An 18,114-nucleotide genomic window follows, 5' to 3' on the forward strand; every position below is an offset into this window, starting at 1 on the left:
TTATGGAAGGGGTTACGGCTGCTGGTGTCAGTCGGCGCTCTTTGGCACCAGCCAGACGAGCCCGATCAGGCTGATCGCGCCGGCCGCCGAAAGATAGAGCCCGACCGCGCTGACACCGTGCGTGCTCACCAGATATTGCGCGACGATTGGCGCCGGCGCGCCGCCGACGATGCCGCCCACGTTGAAGGCGAAGGATGCCCCGGTGTAGCGCACGCGCGCCGGGAACAGCGCCGTCAGCCATTCGCCAAGCGGCCCGTAAGTGAAGCCCATGATGAACAGGGCGGCCGAGAGTACCATGAGCAGCAGGCCCGGTTCGGCAGGGTTGAAGCCGCCACCGAAGACGAAACCGAGGACCAGGGTCGCCGCGCTGCCCGCCATGAGTACGCGCGTCGCGGACTTCCTGTCCGACCACCAGCCCGCAAGAATGATGCCGATCGCCATCATGACGATGGCGGTGAGCTGGATGCTGAGCACCTCGCCGCGCGGCATGCCGAGCGTCGTGGTGGCGTAGCCGAGCGCGAAGGCGGTTGCGATGTAGAAGAGCGCAAAGCAGGCGACGACGCCGAGCGTGCCGGCGATCGTCTCGCGCAGATGGTGCGAGAAGAGTTCGGCCAGTGGGACCTTGGCCGGCGGCTCTGCCTCCAGCGCAGCCTTGAACTCTGGCGTCTCGCTCAGTTTCAGCCGCACCCAAAGGCCGATGATCACCAGCAGCGCGCTCGCGAGGAACGGCAGGCGCCAGCCCCAGGCCAGGAAATCCGCGTCAGTGAGCCAAAGGCCGAGCAGCAGGAACAGCCCGTTGGCGGCAATGAAGCCGAGCGGCGCGCCAAGCTGCGGCATCATGCCGAATCGTGCGCGCCAGCCGGGCGGCGCATTCTCCACAGCGAGCAGGGCCGCGCCGCCCCATTCGCCGCCAAGCCCGAAACCCTGGCCGAAGCGCAGGATGCAGAGCAGCAGGGGGGCGACCCAGCCGATCATTGCATAGGTCGGCAGGAAAGCGATCAGGAAGGTCGAGCTGCCCATGAGCATGAGCGAGGCCACCAGTGTCGATTTCCGCCCGATGCGATCCCCGAAATGGCCGAACACGGCGGCGCCGAGCGGCCGTGCGAAAAAGGCGAGGGCAATGCTGGCGAAGGAGGCAAGGAGCTGCGCCGTCGGCGAACTGCTCGGGAAAAACAGCGGGCCGAAAACGAGGCTCGCGGCTGTCGCGTAGATATAGAAATCGTAGAATTCGATCGTTGTCCCGGCGAGGCTGGCGATCAGCGCCCGCCGGTGCCGGATCATGGTCCGCCAGCCTTCGGCCTGTTGCGGTATTGCTGTCGCGTCCATGCGTCCCCCCTGTTCCGGTGCCTAGTTGGCACGCTCGCGCGGGAAAGCCAACGTCTTCTCCGGCCGGAAGAAGCTATTCGTCCCGTTGCGTCCGCCGGAGCTGGTTGAGCACTTCATAAGCCATGACGGCCCCCGCGACGGATGCATTGAGGCTGTCGGCCCGGCCCATCATCGGCATCTTCACCAGCAGGTCGCAGGCCGCTTCATAGTCCTCCGGCAGGCCGCGCGCTTCATTGCCGATGAGGATGAACGTCGGCGCCGCATAAGACGGCTCCTGATAGTCAAACGCAGTATTGAGGCTGGTGCCGACGAGTTGCCCGGGGCCAGCGCGCAGCCAGCCGAGGAACTCCGGCCAGTCGGCCTGAGCGAGCTTCTGCGTGAACAGCGCGCCCATCGAGGCACGCACAGTCTCCACCGAGAAGGGATCGACGCAATCGTCGATCAGGATCACGCCGCCCGCGCCGACCGCATCGCCGATCCGCATCAGCGTGCCCAGATTGCCGGGATCGCGCATCGCCTGCGCCACGAACCAGATCGGAGCCACGCTGCGGTCCAGCTCGGCCAGCGGGGTCAGCCGGTCGCGATAGACGCCGATGATCGCTTGCGCGTTGTCCTTGCCGGACATCTTGCCGAGAATGTCGGGCGTGGTCAGGATGACCTCGCCGCCTGCCGCCTCGACCTCTTCGAGCAAGGTCTGGGCAAGGGGATGGGGCCGCGCATCGCTCGCGAGCACAACCATCTCGGGCAGCACGCCCTGCTCGCGCGCTTCGGTCAGGATGCGCAGGCCCTCGGCCAGGAACACCCCCTCGCGCTTGCGGAGCTTCTTCTCGCGCAGCGAGCGTATCCGCTTCACGAGTGGATTGGAAAAGCCGGTAATTTCGCGCGGCATCCCTAGCCCCTCCTCTTCAGAGGAGGGGTTGGGGTGGTGCAGCAACGATGCATTCCATGTCTGTGAGAGCGATGCTGGCGCATCGCCACCACCCCCTGCCCCTCCTCTGAAGAGGAGGGGTGGTTTCCGAAGTTTCTCGGAAGGTTCATTCCTCGCCGAAGCGGTCTTCGACCAGTTCGGCCATCGCTGCCAGCGCCTGCTCGGCACCGTCGCCGTCGGCCGAGATGGTGATGCTGTCGCCCATCGCCGCGCCCAGCATCATGAGGCCCATGATCGACGTGCCGACCACTTCCTGGTCATAGCCTTCCTTGCGGACCATGATCGTCGCGTTGAGGCCGCTTGCCAGCGTGACGAACTTGGCGCTCGCGCGCGCATGCAGACCGCGCCGGTTGGTGATGAGGACGGTCCGGCTCACCGCTTCGCCGTTCAAGGCGTGTCTCCGAGCAGTTCGGACGCGACGCTGATATATTTCTTGCCCGCTTCCCGCGCCGCGGCGACGGCCTGCGTGACGCTCATCGTGCGGCGCGCGCTTTCCAGCCGGATCAGCATCGGCAGGTTGATGCCGGCGATCACCTCGATACGGCCGGCGTCGAGCAGCGAAATGGCGAGGTTGGAGGGTGTTCCGCCGAACAGATCGGTCAGCAGGATTACGCCCGCGCCGTCATTCACGCGCTCGACGGCCGATGCAATGTCCGCCCGGCGCGATTCCATGTCGTCGTCAGGGCCGATACAGATCGTTTCAATGGCCTCTTGCGGGCCGACGACGTGCTCCATGGCGATCCGAAATTCGGTCGCCAGCCCGCCATGCGTCACGAGCACCAATCCGATCATGATAACTAAACGCCCCGCCCTTCATTGCCGTTTCGATCGCTTCGGCGCCGGTTCTCATAGGCGTCTAGCTGCACTGATTCCAGATTGCGGTGCGCAATGGTGGGCGAAAAGCCGGCCTTGCGCAAGCGCATAGCGATTTCCTCGGTCACGCAGACCGATCTGTGGCGCCCGCCCGTGCATCCGAAGGCAACGGTGACATAGGCCTTGCCGTCCTCGCTGTAGCGCGGGAGCACGGTCTTGAGCAGAGCCTCGATCTGGCCGATCGCGGTGTCGAACAAGGGGTCGGCCATGACATGCGCGCGCACGTCGGGGTCGAGCCCGGTCAGGTCACGCAGCGATTCTTCCCAATAGGGGTTCTGCAGGAAGCGCATGTCGAACATCAGGTCGGCGTTGCGCGGGACGCCGCGCGCGAAGCCGAAGCTGAGCAGGGTCAGCGTCGATTCGAAGCTCTCGGCGAAGCGGCGGCGAATCTCCTGCTGGAGCGCGTTGCTGGTGAGGTCGCTCGTATCGACCACATGCTCGGCGGCGCGGCGCAGCGGCTCCAGCAGCTCGCGCTCACGGGCGATGCCGTCCGTCGCGGGACGGTCGAGCGCCAGCGGGTGGCGGCGGCGCGTCTCGGCGAAGCGGCGCTCCAGCACGGAACCCGAGCAATCGAGAAACAGCACCTCCACACGCGCGCCATGCCGGGCGCGGAGCGAGGCGATGCGTGCGAGGATGGTGTCGGCGTCGAAGCCGCGCGTCCGGCTGTCGATACCGATGGCGAGCGAGCGGGATTCGGTGGCGTCATGCCCCTGCGGCGCGGGTGCGGCGAGCAGGCTGTCGAGCAGGGTCAGCGGCAGATTGTCCACCGTCTCCCAGCCCGCATCCTCCAGCGTCTTGAGCGTCGTCGATTTGCCGGCGCCCGAGAGGCCGGTGACGATCAGGATGGATTTGGGCGCGCCCCTCTTGCTCATGACCGGCCCGTCAGCCGCGCGAGATGGCGCAGCGCATGTTCGACCTTGACCGGCGCCGAAGGCTCCCGCCCGGCAAGCGCGATCAGCGGCAGCGCGATGCCCGCCAGCATGATGGTCGGAAACGGATCGGGCATGCGCGGGGGCCTATCTTCCAGTCTGATCGCCAGGACTGCCGTCACATCCTCGACATGCGGCATCTCGACAAGCCCCAAGTGGCGGATTTCCATCCTGCCCGCAATGTTGGCCGGCGGGGCTAGCGACAATGCGTTGTCCCGCGCTTGGACGATCGTATAGTCGTCGCTGATGAGGGTCGCGCCCCGATCGATGAGGCGGAGCGCCAGATCGGACTTGCCCGATCCGCTGATGCCCAGGATGAGTACGCCTTGTCCGTCGATCGCGACGCTCGTGGCATGCACCGTTTCGGTGAGCGGCTCGGCGGTCATTTGACGGCCTTGACCGGCATTTGCGGATGCTCGGTCACGCGCGTGAGGGTGAACACGAACCGCGCGCCCGGCTTTCCGTCCGGCCGGTCCTCGACCCAGAGCGCGCCGTGATGCCCCTCCAGGATCGTGCGGGCGATGGCGAGGCCGAGGCCGCTATGCTTGCCGAAACCGTCGCGCTCGGGCCGCACGCTGTGGAAGCGGCGGAAGATCGCCTCGCGCTCGCTCTCCGGCACGCCCGGCCCGTCATCCTCGACCGCGACATGCACTTTGTCGCCGTGCGCTTCGACGGTCAGGCGCACCCGGCCGCCCTCGGGCGAGAAGGATCGGGCATTGTCGATCAGGTTTTCGACGACGCGCGTCAGCTTCTGCGGATCGCCCATGACGAAGAGATGCCCGCGCGCCGGCCCGGTATAGCTGATCCTGACGGCCGGTGCGTCCTCGCGGGTCGGCTGGTTGCGGGCGATGCGCCCGATCAGACGGCCGAGGTCGATGAGATCGAAGGGCGTGCGCGACAGCTGGGCGTCGATGCGCGAGGCCTCGGCGATTTCCGTCACCAGCCGGTCCAGCCGTCGCACATCGTCCTGCGCGATGTCGAGCAGCCTGGCCCGCAGCGCCGGGTCCTTGATCTGGCCAAGGCCCTCCAGCGCGGACCGCAGCGAGGCGATCGGGTTCTTGAGCTCGTGGCTCACATCGGCGGCGAAGGCATCGGTCGCGTCGATGCGCTGGCGCAGCGCCTGGCTCATGTCCGAGATGGCGCGCGCCAGCATGCCGATCTCGTCGCGCCGGTCGGGCAGGCGCGGCACGATCACCTCCCGTGCCCGGCCGAGCCGCACGCGCACCGCCGCACGCGCCAGCCGCCGCAGCGGCAGCACGATCGTGCGCGCCAGGAACAGCGAGAGCAGGATCGAAGCGATGATCGCGGCGGCCAGCACGAGACCGATGCGCAGCCGCTCGGCGCGCACGATCTCGGTGATGTCCCGCGCATTGATCGTCGCGAGCAGGGTCTCGCCATCATCGACCAGCGGGCGGGCGACGCTGAGGAACGGCGTGCGATCCGGCGCGAAGCGATAGGCTGCCGTCGGCGATCGGTCCCGCGCTGCCTGCCGCGCCTCCGGCCAGGCTTCCAGCCGGTCCTCGCGCGGCTCGGCGAGATAGGGCGGGGCCGTGGCGAAGGCGATCGTCTCGACGATCCGGTCCAGCACACGCGCGATCTGAAGATGGATCGGGTCCTCATCCGGGCGGCGCATCCGGTAGGTCGGCGTGGCGAGCGTGAAGCTGTCGACGCTCTTGCGCCCGTTCTGCGCATAGATGCGCAGCCGCAGGCCCGTCGCCTGCGCGGACCGGACGAGCAGGGTCGTGCGCTCCTGCGGCTCGGCGAGGTCCATGGCGGCGGCGATCACGGCCGCTTCGCGTGTCATGGCGACGAGCCGTCCGTCGATCAGGCGGGCGCGATAGCTGTCGAGGTAGAAGAAGCCGCCGGCGAGGATTGCAAGCGCGAAGATGTTGACCGCGAGGATCCGGCGGGTGAGCGAGATGCGGTTCGTCCACTCCCCACTCGCCTGCCGCTCCTCACTCCTCGTTGAAACGGTATCCGGCGCCATAGAGCGTATCGATCGCGTTGAACTCGGGCGCCACTTCGCGGAACTTGCGGCGCAGGCGCTTGATGTGGCTGTCGATCGTGCGGTCATCGACATAGATATCGTCCTGATAGGCCGCATCCATCAGCTGATTGCGCGTCTTCACGATGCCGGGCCGCTGGGCGAGCGCTTCCAGAATCATGAACTCGGTGACGGTGAGGGCCACGTCCCTGCCGTCCCATTGCACGCGATGCCGCGCCGGGTCCATGCTGAGCCTTCCGCGCACGATCGTTTCCGGAAGCGTCTCGTCCTGCGGCGCCTCGGACTCCTGCGTCAGCGCCGCGCGCCGCAGCAAGGCCCGGATGCGCGCGATCAGCAGTCGCTGCGAGAAGGGCTTGGCGATATAGTCGTCGGCTCCCATCGCGAAGCCCAGAGCCTCGTCGAGCTCGTCCGTCTTCGACGTCAGGAAAATGAAGGGCAGACTGCCTTTCTCGCGCAGCCGCCGCAGCAATTCGACCCCGTCCATGTTCGGCATCTTGATGTCGCAGACGACGAGATCGGGCGGGTTGTCGATCAGCGCGGGGAGGGCGGCGACACCGTCCGAATAGAGCCGTGTCACAAAGCCTTCCGCGATCAGCGCTATGCTGAGCGAGGAGAGGATGTTGCGGTCATCATCGACCAGGGCGATCGAAGCGCTCATCGGGCTCAGGCGCCAACCCATGAAATTGCGTGGGGTTTCCGACTAGACGATGCTATCATTGTGCGCAACATGACCCTTGTGGATGAAGCTGTCGGCCAAGCGCGATCCCTGCAGGCCGAACGGAGTGGGCTTGTCCCAATCCGTGGCAGTGCAGCATGGGTTGAGGTTTGACGCTGGCAGGCCAAATGCTTATGCGGCGATGACAAGTTCAATTTATTCTACGATCCAGTCGCTCAGCTGCCAGGCCGAACCCGGACGGCGAGAGCGATGCATTAGGAGACAGCTGTGCAGGCTAAATCTTCCTTCGGCCTTAGTGAACAGGGCATTACGACTTCGGCCGACGTTCAATGGAACCTTCTGACGGCACCCCTCGTTGAGGAGGCTCTGCGCAATGGCGAGGGCAAGCTCGCCAAGGAGGGACCGCTCGTCGTCGCTACCGGCAAGCACACCGGCCGCAGCGCCAAGGACAAGTTCATCGTCCGCGATGCGACGACCGAGGAAACGATCGGCTGGGGCGACGTCAACATCGGCATGACGCCGGAGCATTTCGCCGCGCTCAAGGCGGACTTCTACGCCGCGCTGGGCGAGAAGAAGAAGCTCTATGTCGCCGATCTCTACGGCGGTTCGCAGCCCGAGCATCGCGTCAACGTTCGTGTCATCAACGAGCTGGCCTGGCACAATCTGTTCATCCGTACGCTTCTGGTGCGTCCTGAAGCGTCGGAACTGGCCGGTTTCACGCCTGAATATACCATTATCGATCTGCCGAGCTTCAAGGCCGATCCTGCCCGCCACGGCGGCCGCGCCGGCAGCGACACGATCATCGCGGTCAACTTCACCGAAAAGCTCATTCTCATCGGCGGCACGGCCTATGCCGGCGAGATGAAGAAGTCGGTCTTCTCGATCCTTAACTATCTGCTGCCGCCCAAGGGCATCATGCCGATGCACTGTTCGGCCAATATCGGCCCGAACGGCGACACCGCCGTGTTCTTCGGCCTGTCCGGCACCGGCAAGACGACGCTCTCGGCCGACGCCAGCCGCACGCTGATCGGCGACGACGAACATGGCTGGTCGGACACGGCGGTCTTCAATTTCGAGGGCGGCTGCTATGCCAAGATGATCAACCTCTCGGCCGAGGCCGAGCCGGAGATCTTCGCGACCAGCAAGCGCTTCGGCACGGTACTCGAGAATGTGGTCATGGACCCCGAGACTCGCGAGCTCGATTTCAACGACAACAGCCTCGCCGAGAACAGCCGCGGTTCCTATCCGCTCGATTTCATCCCGAACACGAGCGAGAAGAATCTCGGCCCGGTCCCGAAGAACATCATCTTCCTGACTGCCGATGCCTATGGCGTGCTGCCCCCGATCTCGCGCCTGTCGCCGGATCAGGCCATGTATCACTTCCTCTCGGGTTACACCGCGCGCGTCGCGGGCACCGAGATCGGCGTGACCGAGCCGACGGCGACCTTCTCGACCTGCTTCGGCGCGCCGTTCATGCCGCGTCCGCCGAGCGTCTACGGCAATCTGCTCAAGGAGCGCATCGCCAAGGGCGGCGTGAAGTGCTGGCTGGTCAACACCGGCTGGACCGGCGGCAAGGCCACCGATCCGGGCATCAAGCGCATGCCGATCAAGGTGACGCGCGCGCTGCTCAATGCCGCGCTGGACGGCAGCCTCAACGATGTGGAGTTCCGCATCGATCCGAACTTCGGCTTCGAGGTTCCGGTGGCGGTTGCGGGCATCGACTCGAACCTGCTCGATCCGCGTGCGGCCTGGCAGGGCGACAAGGCCGGCTATGACGAGACGGCTGCCAAGCTGGTCCGCCAGTTCGTCGAGAACTTCGCCCAGTTCGAGAACGACGTGGACGCATCCGTGCGTGAGGTCATGACCGTCGCGGCCTGACGCGATCCTGTCGCAAGGCAAGTTTACTTCTTGGCGGCGGCCTCCCGTGATAGGTTGGCCGCCGTCAGCCCTTTCGGGGCTCTGCGGAGGGAGAAATCATGAGCATGTTCGACGGCCTTCTGGGCAATCTCGATGATATCGCGGCCAAGCTCGGCCTGCCCGCCGACCAGGTGCAGGGTATGATGGCGTCGGTGCAGGAGAAGATGGCGGGCGGCGGCGACATGATGTCGGCCGTGATGTCCGTCGCGCAGGAGCACGGTATTTCCATGGATAGCCTGTCGGGCCTGCTGCAGGGCGGCGGCGCGCAGGACATGTTGTCGCAAGTCACCGGCGCGCTCGACAAGGACGGCGACGGCAATCCGCTGAACGATCTCGGCGGTCTCGCGAAGGGCCTGTTCGGCAAGGAATAAGGCGCGCGAAAAGCCTGTCCTACAGGAGCGGCGGCATGGCAGCATGCTCGCCGCTCTTTCTCATGATGGCGATTGAAAGCTGGGTGGTCCGTCCCGGAGATTCGGGCCGACCCCATAACCTTCATAACCTTCGCAAGAAAATTACGTGGTGTCACCGGACGAAGTGCGCTATGGGCGCCGCCGCACGCGGGCCCTTTCCGGTGCCGGGTTCAGAGGAATTTCGGTCATGACTTTGCAGCAACAAGGCATCGCCTAGCAAGTCGAGCGGGTCACAGCGGCGCCCGCTTCGGCGCGCGCATGGCAGCCGCTTCCATGACCCCGTTCCGACTGGATTTTCGACATGACCGAACCAACTGGCCCGCGCCTGTTCGCGGCCCCTGACGACATTCGTGCAATCGGCGAGGCAATGCTCGCCTGCACGCTCCCCAAGGAAAGCTGGACCCATGAGGCTCATCTTTCCACCTGCCTCTGGCTGCTCGTCGAGCGGCCGGACATCGATGTGGATGCGCAGATCGGCGATCTGATCCGGCGCTACAACGTCTCGGTGGGCGGCGTGAACGACGCGACGCAGGGTTATCATGAGACGATCACGCGCGCCTTCGTGGCCGGTGTGCGGGCCTATCTCGCCCGTGACGTCGAGCGCGATCTTCTGGCGGCGGTGAACGGTCTGCTGGCCGCGCCGGAGGGACAGCGTGACTGGCCGCTGCGTTTCTGGTCGCGGGAGCGGCTGTTCTCGCCCGAGGCGCGATTGGGTTTCGTTGCGCCGGATCTTGCGCCGCTGCCCGGAGGCTGAGCCGGGACGAGCGATCAGGCTGTCTGTTCCCGTGGGAGAGGGGCGACGCTCAGCACGGCGCCGGTCACGTCCGTCACCACCATATGTTCGCCCACGGCGGCATCCGGCCCCGTCGCCTGCCAGCTTCCGTCATCGACGCGGACCCGGCCCTCGCCATGGCTGATCGCCTCGACCACCACGACCTTGCGGCCGATCATGCGGGCGGCGCGGTCGTTGAGAAGCGGATCGTCGCCCTCGATCGGGCGGGCGAGATACCAGAGCCGCCCACCGCTCACGGAGAGCGCGCTGAAGACGGCGAAGGCGAGGAGTTGGAAGGCCTCCCCGATCGGCAGCAGCATGGCGAGGCCGGCGGTGAGCGCAGCCGCCACGGCGAGCCAGATGAGGAACACGCCCGGCAGGAGCATCTCGGTGATGGCGAGGACGATCGCCAAAGCCGCCCAGAGGACGGTGGGATGCAGACCGCCGAACAGATCGCTGATCATGGCGCCTTGGTCCTCGGCAAGCCGGTGGCGGTCTTCGCGGCGCTGTCGTCCGTACCCAGAGCTTCGCGTGCGAGCTGGCCGATGCCGCCGAGCGTGCCGATCAGTTGCGTCGCCTCAACCGGGAAGAGGATGGTCTTGGCATTGGAGGAGGTCGCGAACTTCTCGACCGCCTCGACATATTTCTGCGCGACGAAATAGTTGATCGCCTGTGCATTCCCGTCGGCAATGGCCTGACTGACCATCTGTGTCGCCTTGGCTTCTGCTTCGGCCGCGCGCTCGCGTGCCTCGGCCTCGCGGAAGGCGGCCTCGCGTTGACCCTCGGCCTGGAGGATGCGCGCGGCCTTCTCGCCCTCGGCGCGGAGGATCTCGGCGCTCTTGAAGCCCTCGGCCTCCAGAATGTTGGCGCGCTTCTCGCGCTCGGCCTTCATTTGGCGGCCCATGGCGTTGACGATATCGGCGGGCGGGCGGATGTCCTTGATCTCCACGCGCGTGATCTTCACGCCCCAGGCGCTGGTCGCATGATCGACGACGCTCAGCAGCCGGGCATTGATCTCATCGCGTTTGGAGAGAGTCTCGTCGAGGTCCATGGAGCCCATGACCGTCCGCAGATTGGTCGTCGCGAGCTGGAGCAGAGCCACGTTGAGCTGGCTCACTTCATAGGCCGCCTTGGCGGCGTCCAGCACCTGGAAGAACACCACGCCGTCGACCGACACCATGGCATTGTCCTTGGTGATGATCTCCTGGCTGGGCACGTCGATCACCTGCTCCATCATGTTGATCTTGCGGCCGACGCGATAGAAAAAGGCGGGATAGACGTTGAAGCCGGGCGAGGCGACCTCGGTGAACTTGCCGAACCGCTCGATCGTGTAGCGATGGCCCTGCCGAACGATCTTCACGCTGGCGAACAGGTAGAAGATCACCAGAAACACGATGAAGATGGCGAATGTAATCATGTCCATGGCCAGTGGCCTCCTCGTGCTGCTCTCGCTACTATGTCCCGACGCGGCGCCGGCGGGAAGCGGAATCGGTAGCCGGAAACGGGGAGAGTGACAGGATGAAAAAAGGCAGGGAACGCCCGGACGATAATGAACTGCCGCTGCGCCTCGTGCGCACGATGCTGTTCGTGCCGGCATCGCGGCCCCGCGCGATCGAGAAAGCGCGCACGCTGGATTGCGACTTCGTCATTCTCGATCTGGAAGATTCCGTCCTGCCGGAGGATCGCGATCAGGCCCGGCAGACCGCCGTGGAAGCGGTCAAGGCAGGTTTCGGCGGACGCCCCTGCGCAATCCGGATCAACGGCGAAGGGCGGCCGGACCATGGACTGGACATGGTCGCGGTACGGGCCGCGTCGCCGCCCTATGTGATCGTGCCCAAGGTGATCGAGGCACGCCAGGCGCACGACGTCCATCTCGTCACCCAGCGTCAGACGATCGCGATGATCGAGAGTCCGGCCGGCATCGTCAACGCGCAGCGCATCGCCCGCGAGCCGGGCGTGGTCGCGTTGCTGGCCGGCACCAACGACCTGCGGCGCGGGCTTGGCGTTCCACCCGATGCGCCGCGGTCCGCCATCTCCTTTGCGCTTCAATCGATCGTGCTGGCTGCCCGCGCCGCCGGCGTCGCCGCGTTCGATGGTGTCTACAACAATCTGGAGGATCCGCAGGGCCTCGCGCAGGAATGCGAGGAGGGACGGCAAATGGGGTTCGACGGCAAGTCGATCATCCATCCGAGCCATATCGAGATCGCCAACAACGCCTTCTCGCCCAGTGGCCCGGCCGTGGAGCAGGCGCGCGCGCTGATCGAGGCCTTCACCGGCGGCGCCCAGCGCTATGACGGCCGCATGATCGAATCCATGCACGTCGCCGAGGCGAAGGCGCTGGTCGAGCGTGCGGAGCGCCAGCGCAGCTAGCGCCCCGCTCTAGTTGAACACGTGCTCGATCGTCCGGCGCAGCTGGAACGGCGAGACGGGCTTGAAAAGCGTGGCGGCGGGATGATCCTTGGCGATCCGGTCGATCGTCGCCTGCTCCCGCGATCCGGTGATGAAGATGACCTTCGATCCGTTCTGGTGATGGATGGCGAGCGCGGCATCGACACCGTCGCGTTCGCCCTTCAGCCGCATGTCCATGAGCACCAGTCGCGGATCATGGACCCGGGCCAGATCGATCGCGTCGTCCGCCGTCGCGGCAATCCCGCAGACAGCAACGCCCATCTGTTCGAGCTGCAGCTTCAGTCCTTCGGCGATGAGGAACTCGTCTTCGACGACGAGAGCGCAGTTGATCTTGTCGGTCAGGCTAGTTTCGGCATCGGCAGGGTCACTTTTGCGGTCGTTCCATTGTGCCATTGAATGTCCATTTTTCCTTGTAGCTGGCGGACCAGTCCCTGGATCAATCGCTTGCCCAAGCCAGTGCGCGACACCGTTTCGTCTTCTCTGTCTCCGCGGCCATTGTCGCTGACCGTCATCTCGATATTACCCGCATCGGCGCTGCGCGCCAGCGTCACCGAGATTTTTCCCTCACCATCCTCAAAGGCATGTTTAATGGAATTGGTCACCAGTTCCGTCACCAGAAGCCCGAGTGGCACTGCATAGTCGAGATTGACCGGCAGTTCGCAGGCATCGACATCGATCTCGACATGCCCGGTGGCACCGGCCGACACGACATTTTCGGTCAACTCCCGCAGAAATGGCGCGATGTCGAACGTCTGGAGATCGTGCGAGGTCATCAGCTGCTGATGGACCAACCCGAGCGCGTAAACCCGGGAGCGCAGCGACTGCAATGAGGCTTTCGCATCGGAATCGGACAGGCGGCTTTCCTGCATCGTGATGATCGAATCGACGATCTGCAGATTGTTCTTCACGCGATGATAGACCTCGCGCAGCAGCAGATCGCGCTGTTGCAAGGCTTGGCTCTTTTCCCGCACCATGGATTCGAGCTGGGCGCGGGTCAGGTCGAGATCGTCGAGCGTCTTCTGAAGATGTGCGTTGGCTTCGGTCAGCGCCGCGGTGCGTTGAGCGACGCGCTCTTCCAGCTCGGTGTTGGCGACGCGGACCTTCTCTTCGCTCGCGAGCAGCAGCTTGTTGGTCTGCTCCTGCTCGTCGATCTTGCGCGAGAGGACAAGGTTGAGCGACTTCATCTCGGTGGGCGAGGGGAGAGCGAGGAGTCGCGGGATGAGCGGCCAGAGCAAAGCGGCGGTAATGACCGAAAGCAGGGCCGTGATCGCCTTGACGATCCCTTCGATCCCATAGGCCGCGACCCACAGCACATAGACGGCCAGAAAATGCGTCAGGCCGCACGCCATGATGAAGGCGACGAACAGATAGACGATCCAGCGGAATTCCAGGTCTTGCCGCCGCACGACGAAGAAGCTCAGCGCCACGGGAATCGAGAAATAGGCGAGGCCGATCACGATGTCCGCGATGGCATGAGTCCAGATGAGGCCTGGCGCCCAGGTGAGGCAGAAGCCGTGCGGCGTGAGACCTGTCGGATTGACGAGCCAGTTCCAAAGATCGGTCATCGCTACCTCCTGCGCCGCAATTCTATCATAGAGCACCACATTCCCATACCAGCGGTCTCATGCGGCCCCTCCGAGACTCTAGCCACGCTTCGTCGCACAGTTTCAGCCATTTAACTCCGCTTTAGCAGTTTTCGAAGATCATCCACGGGCAAACGCACAACAAGAAAAACGGCACGGATATCTCGGCAAGATCGGCCATGCGAGTATTGGCGGACTGAAGAGACCGAGAAACCGCGACCTGAAATATTGTGCGACGGGAAGCAAATTGCGTCGGCCCTGACGCTCGGCTTCGCATCGCGCGAAGATCCGGGCAGCTGGCGCGAGCACGAGGGTCGGGTCGAGTGCCACAGAGAATAATCGCGCTGTTCGATCATCTGCGCGAACATGTCGATCAATTCGGCGATGCCAATGGGGCCATCGTCCGGCAGATCAAGCTGCTGGCGCTCAACGCCGCGATCGAGGCCGCGCGTTCGGGTGAGGCTGGGCGTGGCTTTTCGGTCGTCGCGCAGGAAGTGAAGGCGCTCGCGGAGCAGGCCAAGACAATGGCCGGCTCGTTCGGCGAAGGGGTGAGCGGCAGCATTCGCACGGGCGCTGCCGTCGCGGCGCAACTCGCGGAGGAACTCGAAGCGGGCCGCCTCGTCGATCTCACGCAGTCGATGGCGCATTCCGTGCTGGGCTTGCTCAGCGGCCGCGCTCCCGAAATCTGCACCCTGGCGAGCGACACGGATCTCTATAATGCGCTCGTTGCGCCATCGGACGAGACAATCGCGATAGCGGAGGCCCGGCTGGCGCTGACCACTTCCTTCTCCAATTTTTATCGCAATGCCTTCATTGCAGATCGCGATGGCAATGTCGTCGCCTCGGCAGACAGGCAGTCGGCCGCCAAATTCGGCAGCATTGGCGAAACCAGGAGCTTCTCCCAGGCGCTCTCGCTCCCGTCCGCAACGGACTGGTTCGTGGGTGACGTGTGGCAGACGCCCGGTGAACGCGACCGGCTTTCGCTCATGTTCAGCGGCGGCGTGCGCCATTGCACGGATCCGCGCGGAAGGCCGGCCGGCGTTGTCGTCTTCGAATATGACTGGGGCGGGCAGATCAACACGCTGCTTTCGAGCGCGGCGAGGGCGAGCAGCGAGGCCGAACGAACCCGGCTGACGATCATCGATGGCGAACGCCGGATCATCGCGTCGTCCTGGGACGCGCCGTTCGGCGAGCTCTTCCAGGAGAGTTTTCCTGCGCCTTGCGGCGTTTCCCGCCGGGCCGATGCGGTCCTCGCTTATGCCAAGGCGCCGCAGAGAAAGGGATTTGATGCTCTGGGTCTGATGTGCCTCATCGAGAAGCGCCACCTCACCAGCGAAGAGATCCGCTCGACCTTCACGAAGCGGACCGCCGCCGTCTGACTGTCCCAGCGCGCTAAATCTTGCCACCCCCTAGCGGCTGCCGGGGGAAATGGTTACATGGGCCGCCACTGATTCCCCAGCGGACTCTCAAAGACCAGGTGGCACACCCCATGGATATTAGGCTCGGCCTCACGTTTGACGACGTACTCCTGCAACCCGGGGAGTCCGACGTCCTGCCGAGTCAGGCTGACGTCGCGACCCGCGTCAGCCGCGATATTTCGCTGAACATTCCCTTCCTGTCCTCGGCGATGGACACCGTGACCGAGGCCGATATGGCGATTGTCATGGCGCAGTTGGGCGGCATCGGCGTGCTGCATCGCAATCTGTCCATCGAGGAACAGGTCGCCGCCGTTCGCGCGGTCAAGCGCTTCGAGAGCGGCATGGTGGTCAACCCTATCACCATGGGTCCGGACCAGCCCTTGTCCGACGCGCAGGCACTGATGGCGCGGCACCGGATCAGCGGCATCCCGATCGTGGAAGCATCGGGCAAGCTGGTCGGCATCCTCACCAACCGCGACGTGCGCTTCGCCGAAAATCCCGATCAGCCGGTGCGCGAGCTCATGACGCACGAGAATCTGGCGACCGTCCGTACGGGCGTCGCGCAGGAAGAAGCGCGCCGCCTGCTGCATCAGCGCCGGATCGAGAAACTGCTCGTCGTGGACGATGCCTTCCATTGCGTCGGCCTCATCACCGTGAAGGACATCGAGAAAGCAGTTACCTATCCGCAGGCGACCAAGGATGCCGGCGGGCGTCTGCGCGTTGCCGCCGCGACCACGGTGGGCGACAAGGGGCTGGAGCGCACCGAGGCTCTGATAGATGCCGAATGCGATCTCATCATCGTCGATACCGCCCATGGCCACAGCAAGATGGTCGCGGAAAGCGTCGCGCGGATCCGCAAACTGAGCAACTCGGTCCAGCTTGTGGCCGGTAACGTCGCGACCGCCGAGGCGACGCGCGCGCTGATCGACGCTGGCGCGGACGGCGTCAAGGTCGGCATCGGCCCCGGTTCGATCTGCACGACCCGCGTGGTCGCGGGCGTCGGCGTGCCCCAGCTCACGGCGGTGATGGACGCGGCCGAGGAAGCCGCAAAGTCAGGCGTTCCGGTGATCGCCGATGGCGGCATCCGCACCTCGGGCGACGTCGCCAAGGCGCTGGCCGCTGGTGGTTCGGCCGTCATGATCGGTTCCCTGCTTGCCGGCACCGAGGAAGCACCGGGCGAGACGTTCCTGTATCAGGGCCGCGCCTATAAGAGCTATCGTGGCATGGGTTCGGTCGGCGCCATGGCGCGAGGCTCGGCGGACCGATACTTCCAGCAGGACATCAAGGATCAGATGAAGCTGGTGCCCGAGGGCATCGAGGGTCAGGTTCCCTACAAGGGGCCGGCCAAGGACGTGATCCACCAGCTCGTCGGCGGCGTCAAAGCCGCGATGGGCTATACCGGCAGCAAGACGATCCCAGACCTTCAGAAGCGTGCGCGCTTCGTCCAGATCACCAATGCCGGCCTGTCGGAGAGCCATGTCCACGACGTCACGATCACGCGAGAGGCGCCGAACTATCCGACGCGCTGAGTACGCTTTTAGCCCCTCCTCTTCAGAGGAGGGGTTGGGGTGGTGTCGGACCTCGCCGAATGATCGCTGCGCAAGTGATGCTGCGCGTCACCCCCACTCCCTGACCCCTCCCCTGAAGGGGAGAGGCGAGGTTTTCGCATGACACCGTCTGCCCGTGTCCAGGCCGCGATCGACCTGCTCGATCTGATTATCGCCGCCGCGCGCGACGACGGCCCGGCGGCCGACACGCTGATCGCGCGCTATTTCAAGGAACGCCGCTATGCCGGGTCGAAGGACCGGCGCGCCGTGCGTGACCTCGTCTATCGGGCCATCCGCGCCTATGGCGAAAGTCCGGCGAGCGGGCGTGCCGCCATGGTCGGCCTTGCGCGCGAGGATGCGGAGCTCGCGGCACTCTTCGATGGATCGCCGCATGGGCCGGGCCCGATCGGCACGAAGGATCAGGTGCCGGAGCGCACGATGCTGCCGCGGTGGATCCTGCCGGAACTGGCCGCACTGCTGGACGATCCGGAGCAGTCTGCCCTGCTGGATCGCGCGCCGCTGCACATTCGCGTCAATCCGCTCAAGGCGTCCGCCGAGACGGTTCTGGCGCGCTGGCCGGATGCGCGCCCGATCCCGGCCACATCGCGCGGGATGGCACTGCCGAGCGGGACCGACGTCGAGAGCGATCGCCTCGCGCGCGAGGGTGCGCTGGAGATTCAGGACGCCGGGAGCCAGATCATTGCGCAGGCCTGTGCGGCGCAGCCCGGCATGACCGTTCTCGATCTCTGCGCGGGCGGCGGCGGCAAGACGCTCGCGCTGGCGGCGGACATGGCGGGGCAGGGGCGCCTCATCGCTGCCGATGCGGTGCGTGACCGCCTCGCCCGGTTGACACCGCGCGCCGAGCGGGCCGGCGTCGCCAACATGATCGAGACCCTGCTGCTCGATCCGGGCAAGGAGGCCGTGCGCCTCGCTCCGCTGGAAGGTCAATGCGACATCGTCCTCATCGATGCACCGTGCAGCGGCACCGGCACATGGCGGCGCAATCCCGAAGCGCGCTGGCGCCTCACCTCCGCGCGGCTCGAAAGGATCGTCGCGTTGCAGGCACGGCTTCTTCAGCTGGCGGCGCCGCTCGTCAGGCCCGGCGGGCGGCTGGTCTATGCGGTCTGCTCCCTGCTGGATCGCGAGGGCAGAGCGCAAGTTGAGCAATTTATTAGGTCCGATCCATTATGGGTCGGTCGCTCGACGATCGCGGCGGGAAGGCCCTGGGGCGACGGCATTTTGCTCAGCCCTGCCCATGATGGGACGGATGGCTTTTTTTTCGCGGTCCTTGAAAAACCGTGCTAGCGTTTGGCATTATGGC

The 18,114-nt window shown here is 65.2% G+C and carries 19 protein-coding genes; 7 read left to right on the forward strand and 12 right to left on the reverse strand.

What is annotated here, in order from left to right; genetic code table 11:
• Window positions 1-27 precede the first annotated feature (27 nt).
• From KM135_RS08475 to KM135_RS08510, 8 genes are all read right to left on the reverse strand, one after another.
• Entirely contained in the window at window positions 28-1,326 is a 1,299-nt protein-coding gene (locus KM135_RS08475) for an MFS transporter (protein WP_221713577.1), read from the reverse strand.
• 73 nt (window positions 1,327-1,399) lie between these two features.
• On the reverse strand, window positions 1,400-2,215 hold the full coding sequence (locus KM135_RS08480; RefSeq protein ID WP_221713578.1) for a TrmH family RNA methyltransferase: 816 nt from the start codon (window positions 2,213-2,215) through the stop codon (window positions 1,400-1,402).
• Between the two features lie 145 nt (window positions 2,216-2,360).
• Complete coding sequence (locus tag KM135_RS08485) at window positions 2,361-2,645, reverse strand: HPr family phosphocarrier protein (RefSeq protein WP_221713579.1); 285 nt, start codon at window positions 2,643-2,645, stop codon at window positions 2,361-2,363.
• Window positions 2,642-3,046 (reverse strand): PTS sugar transporter subunit IIA, encoded by a 405-nt coding sequence (locus KM135_RS08490; protein WP_221713580.1) that lies wholly within the window; start codon window positions 3,044-3,046, stop codon window positions 2,642-2,644. The genes KM135_RS08485 and KM135_RS08490 overlap by 4 nt, the downstream gene beginning before the upstream one ends.
• A 5-nt stretch (window positions 3,047-3,051) precedes the next feature.
• Window positions 3,052-3,999: an RNase adapter RapZ gene (gene rapZ, locus KM135_RS08495; RefSeq protein ID WP_221713581.1), complete on the reverse strand. Its 948-nt coding sequence runs from the start codon at window positions 3,997-3,999 to the stop codon at window positions 3,052-3,054.
• Window positions 3,996-4,442, reverse strand: a complete 447-nt coding sequence (locus KM135_RS08500) for an HPr kinase/phosphorylase (RefSeq protein WP_221713582.1) — start codon at window positions 4,440-4,442, stop codon at window positions 3,996-3,998. Before KM135_RS08500 ends, rapZ begins: the two co-directional genes overlap by 4 nt.
• Window positions 4,439-6,043: an ATP-binding protein gene (locus tag KM135_RS08505; RefSeq protein WP_221713583.1), complete on the reverse strand. Its 1,605-nt coding sequence runs from the start codon at window positions 6,041-6,043 to the stop codon at window positions 4,439-4,441. The genes KM135_RS08500 and KM135_RS08505 overlap by 4 nt, the downstream gene beginning before the upstream one ends.
• Window positions 6,012-6,719, reverse strand: coding sequence for a response regulator transcription factor (locus KM135_RS08510; RefSeq protein ID WP_221713584.1), 708 nt, complete (start codon window positions 6,717-6,719; stop codon window positions 6,012-6,014). Before KM135_RS08510 ends, KM135_RS08505 begins: the two co-directional genes overlap by 32 nt.
• A gap of 285 nt (window positions 6,720-7,004) precedes the next feature.
• Between KM135_RS08510 and KM135_RS08515 the strand changes: the two genes are divergently transcribed.
• The 3 genes from KM135_RS08515 to KM135_RS08525 all read left to right on the forward strand — a co-directional run bounded on the left by KM135_RS08515 (window position 7,005) and on the right by KM135_RS08525 (window position 9,818).
• Window positions 7,005-8,615, forward strand: coding sequence for a phosphoenolpyruvate carboxykinase (locus KM135_RS08515; protein ID WP_221713585.1), 1,611 nt, complete (start codon window positions 7,005-7,007; stop codon window positions 8,613-8,615).
• 98 nt (window positions 8,616-8,713) lie between these two features.
• Window positions 8,714-9,025 carry a hypothetical protein gene (locus KM135_RS08520; protein ID WP_221713586.1) on the forward strand — a complete coding sequence of 104 codons (312 nt, stop codon included), beginning with the start codon at window positions 8,714-8,716 and terminating at the stop codon, window positions 9,023-9,025.
• A 340-nt stretch (window positions 9,026-9,365) separates the two neighbouring features.
• Window positions 9,366-9,818 carry a hypothetical protein gene (locus KM135_RS08525; protein WP_221713587.1) on the forward strand — a complete coding sequence of 151 codons (453 nt, stop codon included), beginning with the start codon at window positions 9,366-9,368 and terminating at the stop codon, window positions 9,816-9,818.
• Window positions 9,819-9,832: 14 nt separating this feature from the next.
• On the opposite strand, the gene KM135_RS08530 is transcribed toward KM135_RS08525, so the two are convergent.
• Both KM135_RS08530 and KM135_RS08535 read right to left on the reverse strand, forming a co-directional pair.
• Complete coding sequence (locus KM135_RS08530) at window positions 9,833-10,300, reverse strand: NfeD family protein (RefSeq protein ID WP_221713588.1); 468 nt, start codon at window positions 10,298-10,300, stop codon at window positions 9,833-9,835.
• Window positions 10,297-11,259 (reverse strand): SPFH domain-containing protein, encoded by a 963-nt coding sequence (locus KM135_RS08535; RefSeq protein WP_221713589.1) that lies wholly within the window; start codon window positions 11,257-11,259, stop codon window positions 10,297-10,299. The genes KM135_RS08530 and KM135_RS08535 overlap by 4 nt, the downstream gene beginning before the upstream one ends.
• 95 nt (window positions 11,260-11,354) lie before the next feature.
• Between KM135_RS08535 and KM135_RS08540 the strand changes: the two genes are divergently transcribed.
• Window positions 11,355-12,206, forward strand: coding sequence for an HpcH/HpaI aldolase/citrate lyase family protein (locus tag KM135_RS08540; protein WP_425517019.1), 852 nt, complete (start codon window positions 11,355-11,357; stop codon window positions 12,204-12,206).
• A 9-nt stretch (window positions 12,207-12,215) separates the two neighbouring features.
• Here KM135_RS08540 and KM135_RS08545 read toward each other — a convergent pair whose 3' ends face one another.
• Entirely contained in the window at window positions 12,216-12,638 is a 423-nt protein-coding gene (locus KM135_RS08545) for a response regulator (protein WP_221713590.1), read from the reverse strand.
• The gene (locus tag KM135_RS08550) at window positions 12,584-13,810 is read right to left on the reverse strand and encodes a sensor histidine kinase (protein WP_221713591.1); all 1,227 of its coding nucleotides are present in this window, start codon (window positions 13,808-13,810) and stop codon (window positions 12,584-12,586) included. The genes KM135_RS08545 and KM135_RS08550 overlap by 55 nt, the downstream gene beginning before the upstream one ends.
• Window positions 13,811-14,151: 341 nt before the next feature.
• Between KM135_RS08550 and KM135_RS20000 the strand changes: the two genes are divergently transcribed.
• From KM135_RS20000 to KM135_RS08565, 3 genes are all read left to right on the forward strand, one after another.
• Complete coding sequence (locus KM135_RS20000) at window positions 14,152-15,207, forward strand: methyl-accepting chemotaxis protein (RefSeq protein ID WP_343228166.1); 1,056 nt, start codon at window positions 14,152-14,154, stop codon at window positions 15,205-15,207.
• A 110-nt stretch (window positions 15,208-15,317) separates the two neighbouring features.
• A complete protein-coding gene (gene guaB, locus KM135_RS08560) occupies window positions 15,318-16,775 on the forward strand; it encodes an IMP dehydrogenase (RefSeq protein WP_221713592.1) in 1,458 nt (485 codons plus the stop codon).
• A 138-nt stretch (window positions 16,776-16,913) separates the two neighbouring features.
• On the forward strand, window positions 16,914-18,098 hold the full coding sequence (locus KM135_RS08565) for an RsmB/NOP family class I SAM-dependent RNA methyltransferase (protein ID WP_221713593.1): 1,185 nt from the start codon (window positions 16,914-16,916) through the stop codon (window positions 18,096-18,098).
• The last annotated feature ends 16 nt before the right edge of the window (window positions 18,099-18,114 follow it).

The sequence above is a fragment of the Sphingobium xanthum genome, assembly GCF_019737615.1.
GTDB classification, from domain to species: domain Bacteria; phylum Pseudomonadota; class Alphaproteobacteria; order Sphingomonadales; family Sphingomonadaceae; genus Sphingobium; species Sphingobium xanthum.

Excerpts from the sequence above, each read along its gene's own strand:
- KM135_RS08475 (WP_221713577.1), bottom strand. The coding sequence starts at position 1,326 with ATGGACGCGACAGCAATACCGCAACAGGCCGAAGGCTGGCGGACCATG.
- KM135_RS08480 (WP_221713578.1), bottom strand. The coding sequence starts at position 2,215 with ATGCCGCGCGAAATTACCGGCTTTTCCAATCCACTCGTGAAGCGGATA.
- KM135_RS08490 (WP_221713580.1), bottom strand. The coding sequence starts at position 3,046 with ATGATCGGATTGGTGCTCGTGACGCATGGCGGGCTGGCGACCGAATTT.
- rapZ (WP_221713581.1), bottom strand. The coding sequence starts at position 3,999 with ATGAGCAAGAGGGGCGCGCCCAAATCCATCCTGATCGTCACCGGCCTC.
- KM135_RS08500 (WP_221713582.1), bottom strand. The coding sequence starts at position 4,442 with ATGACCGCCGAGCCGCTCACCGAAACGGTGCATGCCACGAGCGTCGCG.
- KM135_RS08505 (WP_221713583.1), bottom strand. The coding sequence starts at position 6,043 with ATGGCGCCGGATACCGTTTCAACGAGGAGTGAGGAGCGGCAGGCGAGT.
- KM135_RS08510 (WP_221713584.1), bottom strand. The coding sequence starts at position 6,719 with ATGAGCGCTTCGATCGCCCTGGTCGATGATGACCGCAACATCCTCTCC.
- KM135_RS08520 (WP_221713586.1), top strand. The coding sequence starts at position 8,714 with ATGAGCATGTTCGACGGCCTTCTGGGCAATCTCGATGATATCGCGGCC.
- KM135_RS08525 (WP_221713587.1), top strand. The coding sequence starts at position 9,366 with ATGACCGAACCAACTGGCCCGCGCCTGTTCGCGGCCCCTGACGACATT.
- KM135_RS08530 (WP_221713588.1), bottom strand. The coding sequence starts at position 10,300 with ATGATCAGCGATCTGTTCGGCGGTCTGCATCCCACCGTCCTCTGGGCG.
- KM135_RS08535 (WP_221713589.1), bottom strand. The coding sequence starts at position 11,259 with ATGGACATGATTACATTCGCCATCTTCATCGTGTTTCTGGTGATCTTC.
- KM135_RS08540 (WP_425517019.1), top strand. The coding sequence starts at position 11,355 with ATGAAAAAAGGCAGGGAACGCCCGGACGATAATGAACTGCCGCTGCGC.
- KM135_RS08545 (WP_221713590.1), bottom strand. The coding sequence starts at position 12,638 with ATGGCACAATGGAACGACCGCAAAAGTGACCCTGCCGATGCCGAAACT.
- KM135_RS08550 (WP_221713591.1), bottom strand. The coding sequence starts at position 13,810 with ATGACCGATCTTTGGAACTGGCTCGTCAATCCGACAGGTCTCACGCCG.
- guaB (WP_221713592.1), top strand. The coding sequence starts at position 15,318 with ATGGATATTAGGCTCGGCCTCACGTTTGACGACGTACTCCTGCAACCC.
- KM135_RS08565 (WP_221713593.1), top strand. The coding sequence starts at position 16,914 with ATGACACCGTCTGCCCGTGTCCAGGCCGCGATCGACCTGCTCGATCTG.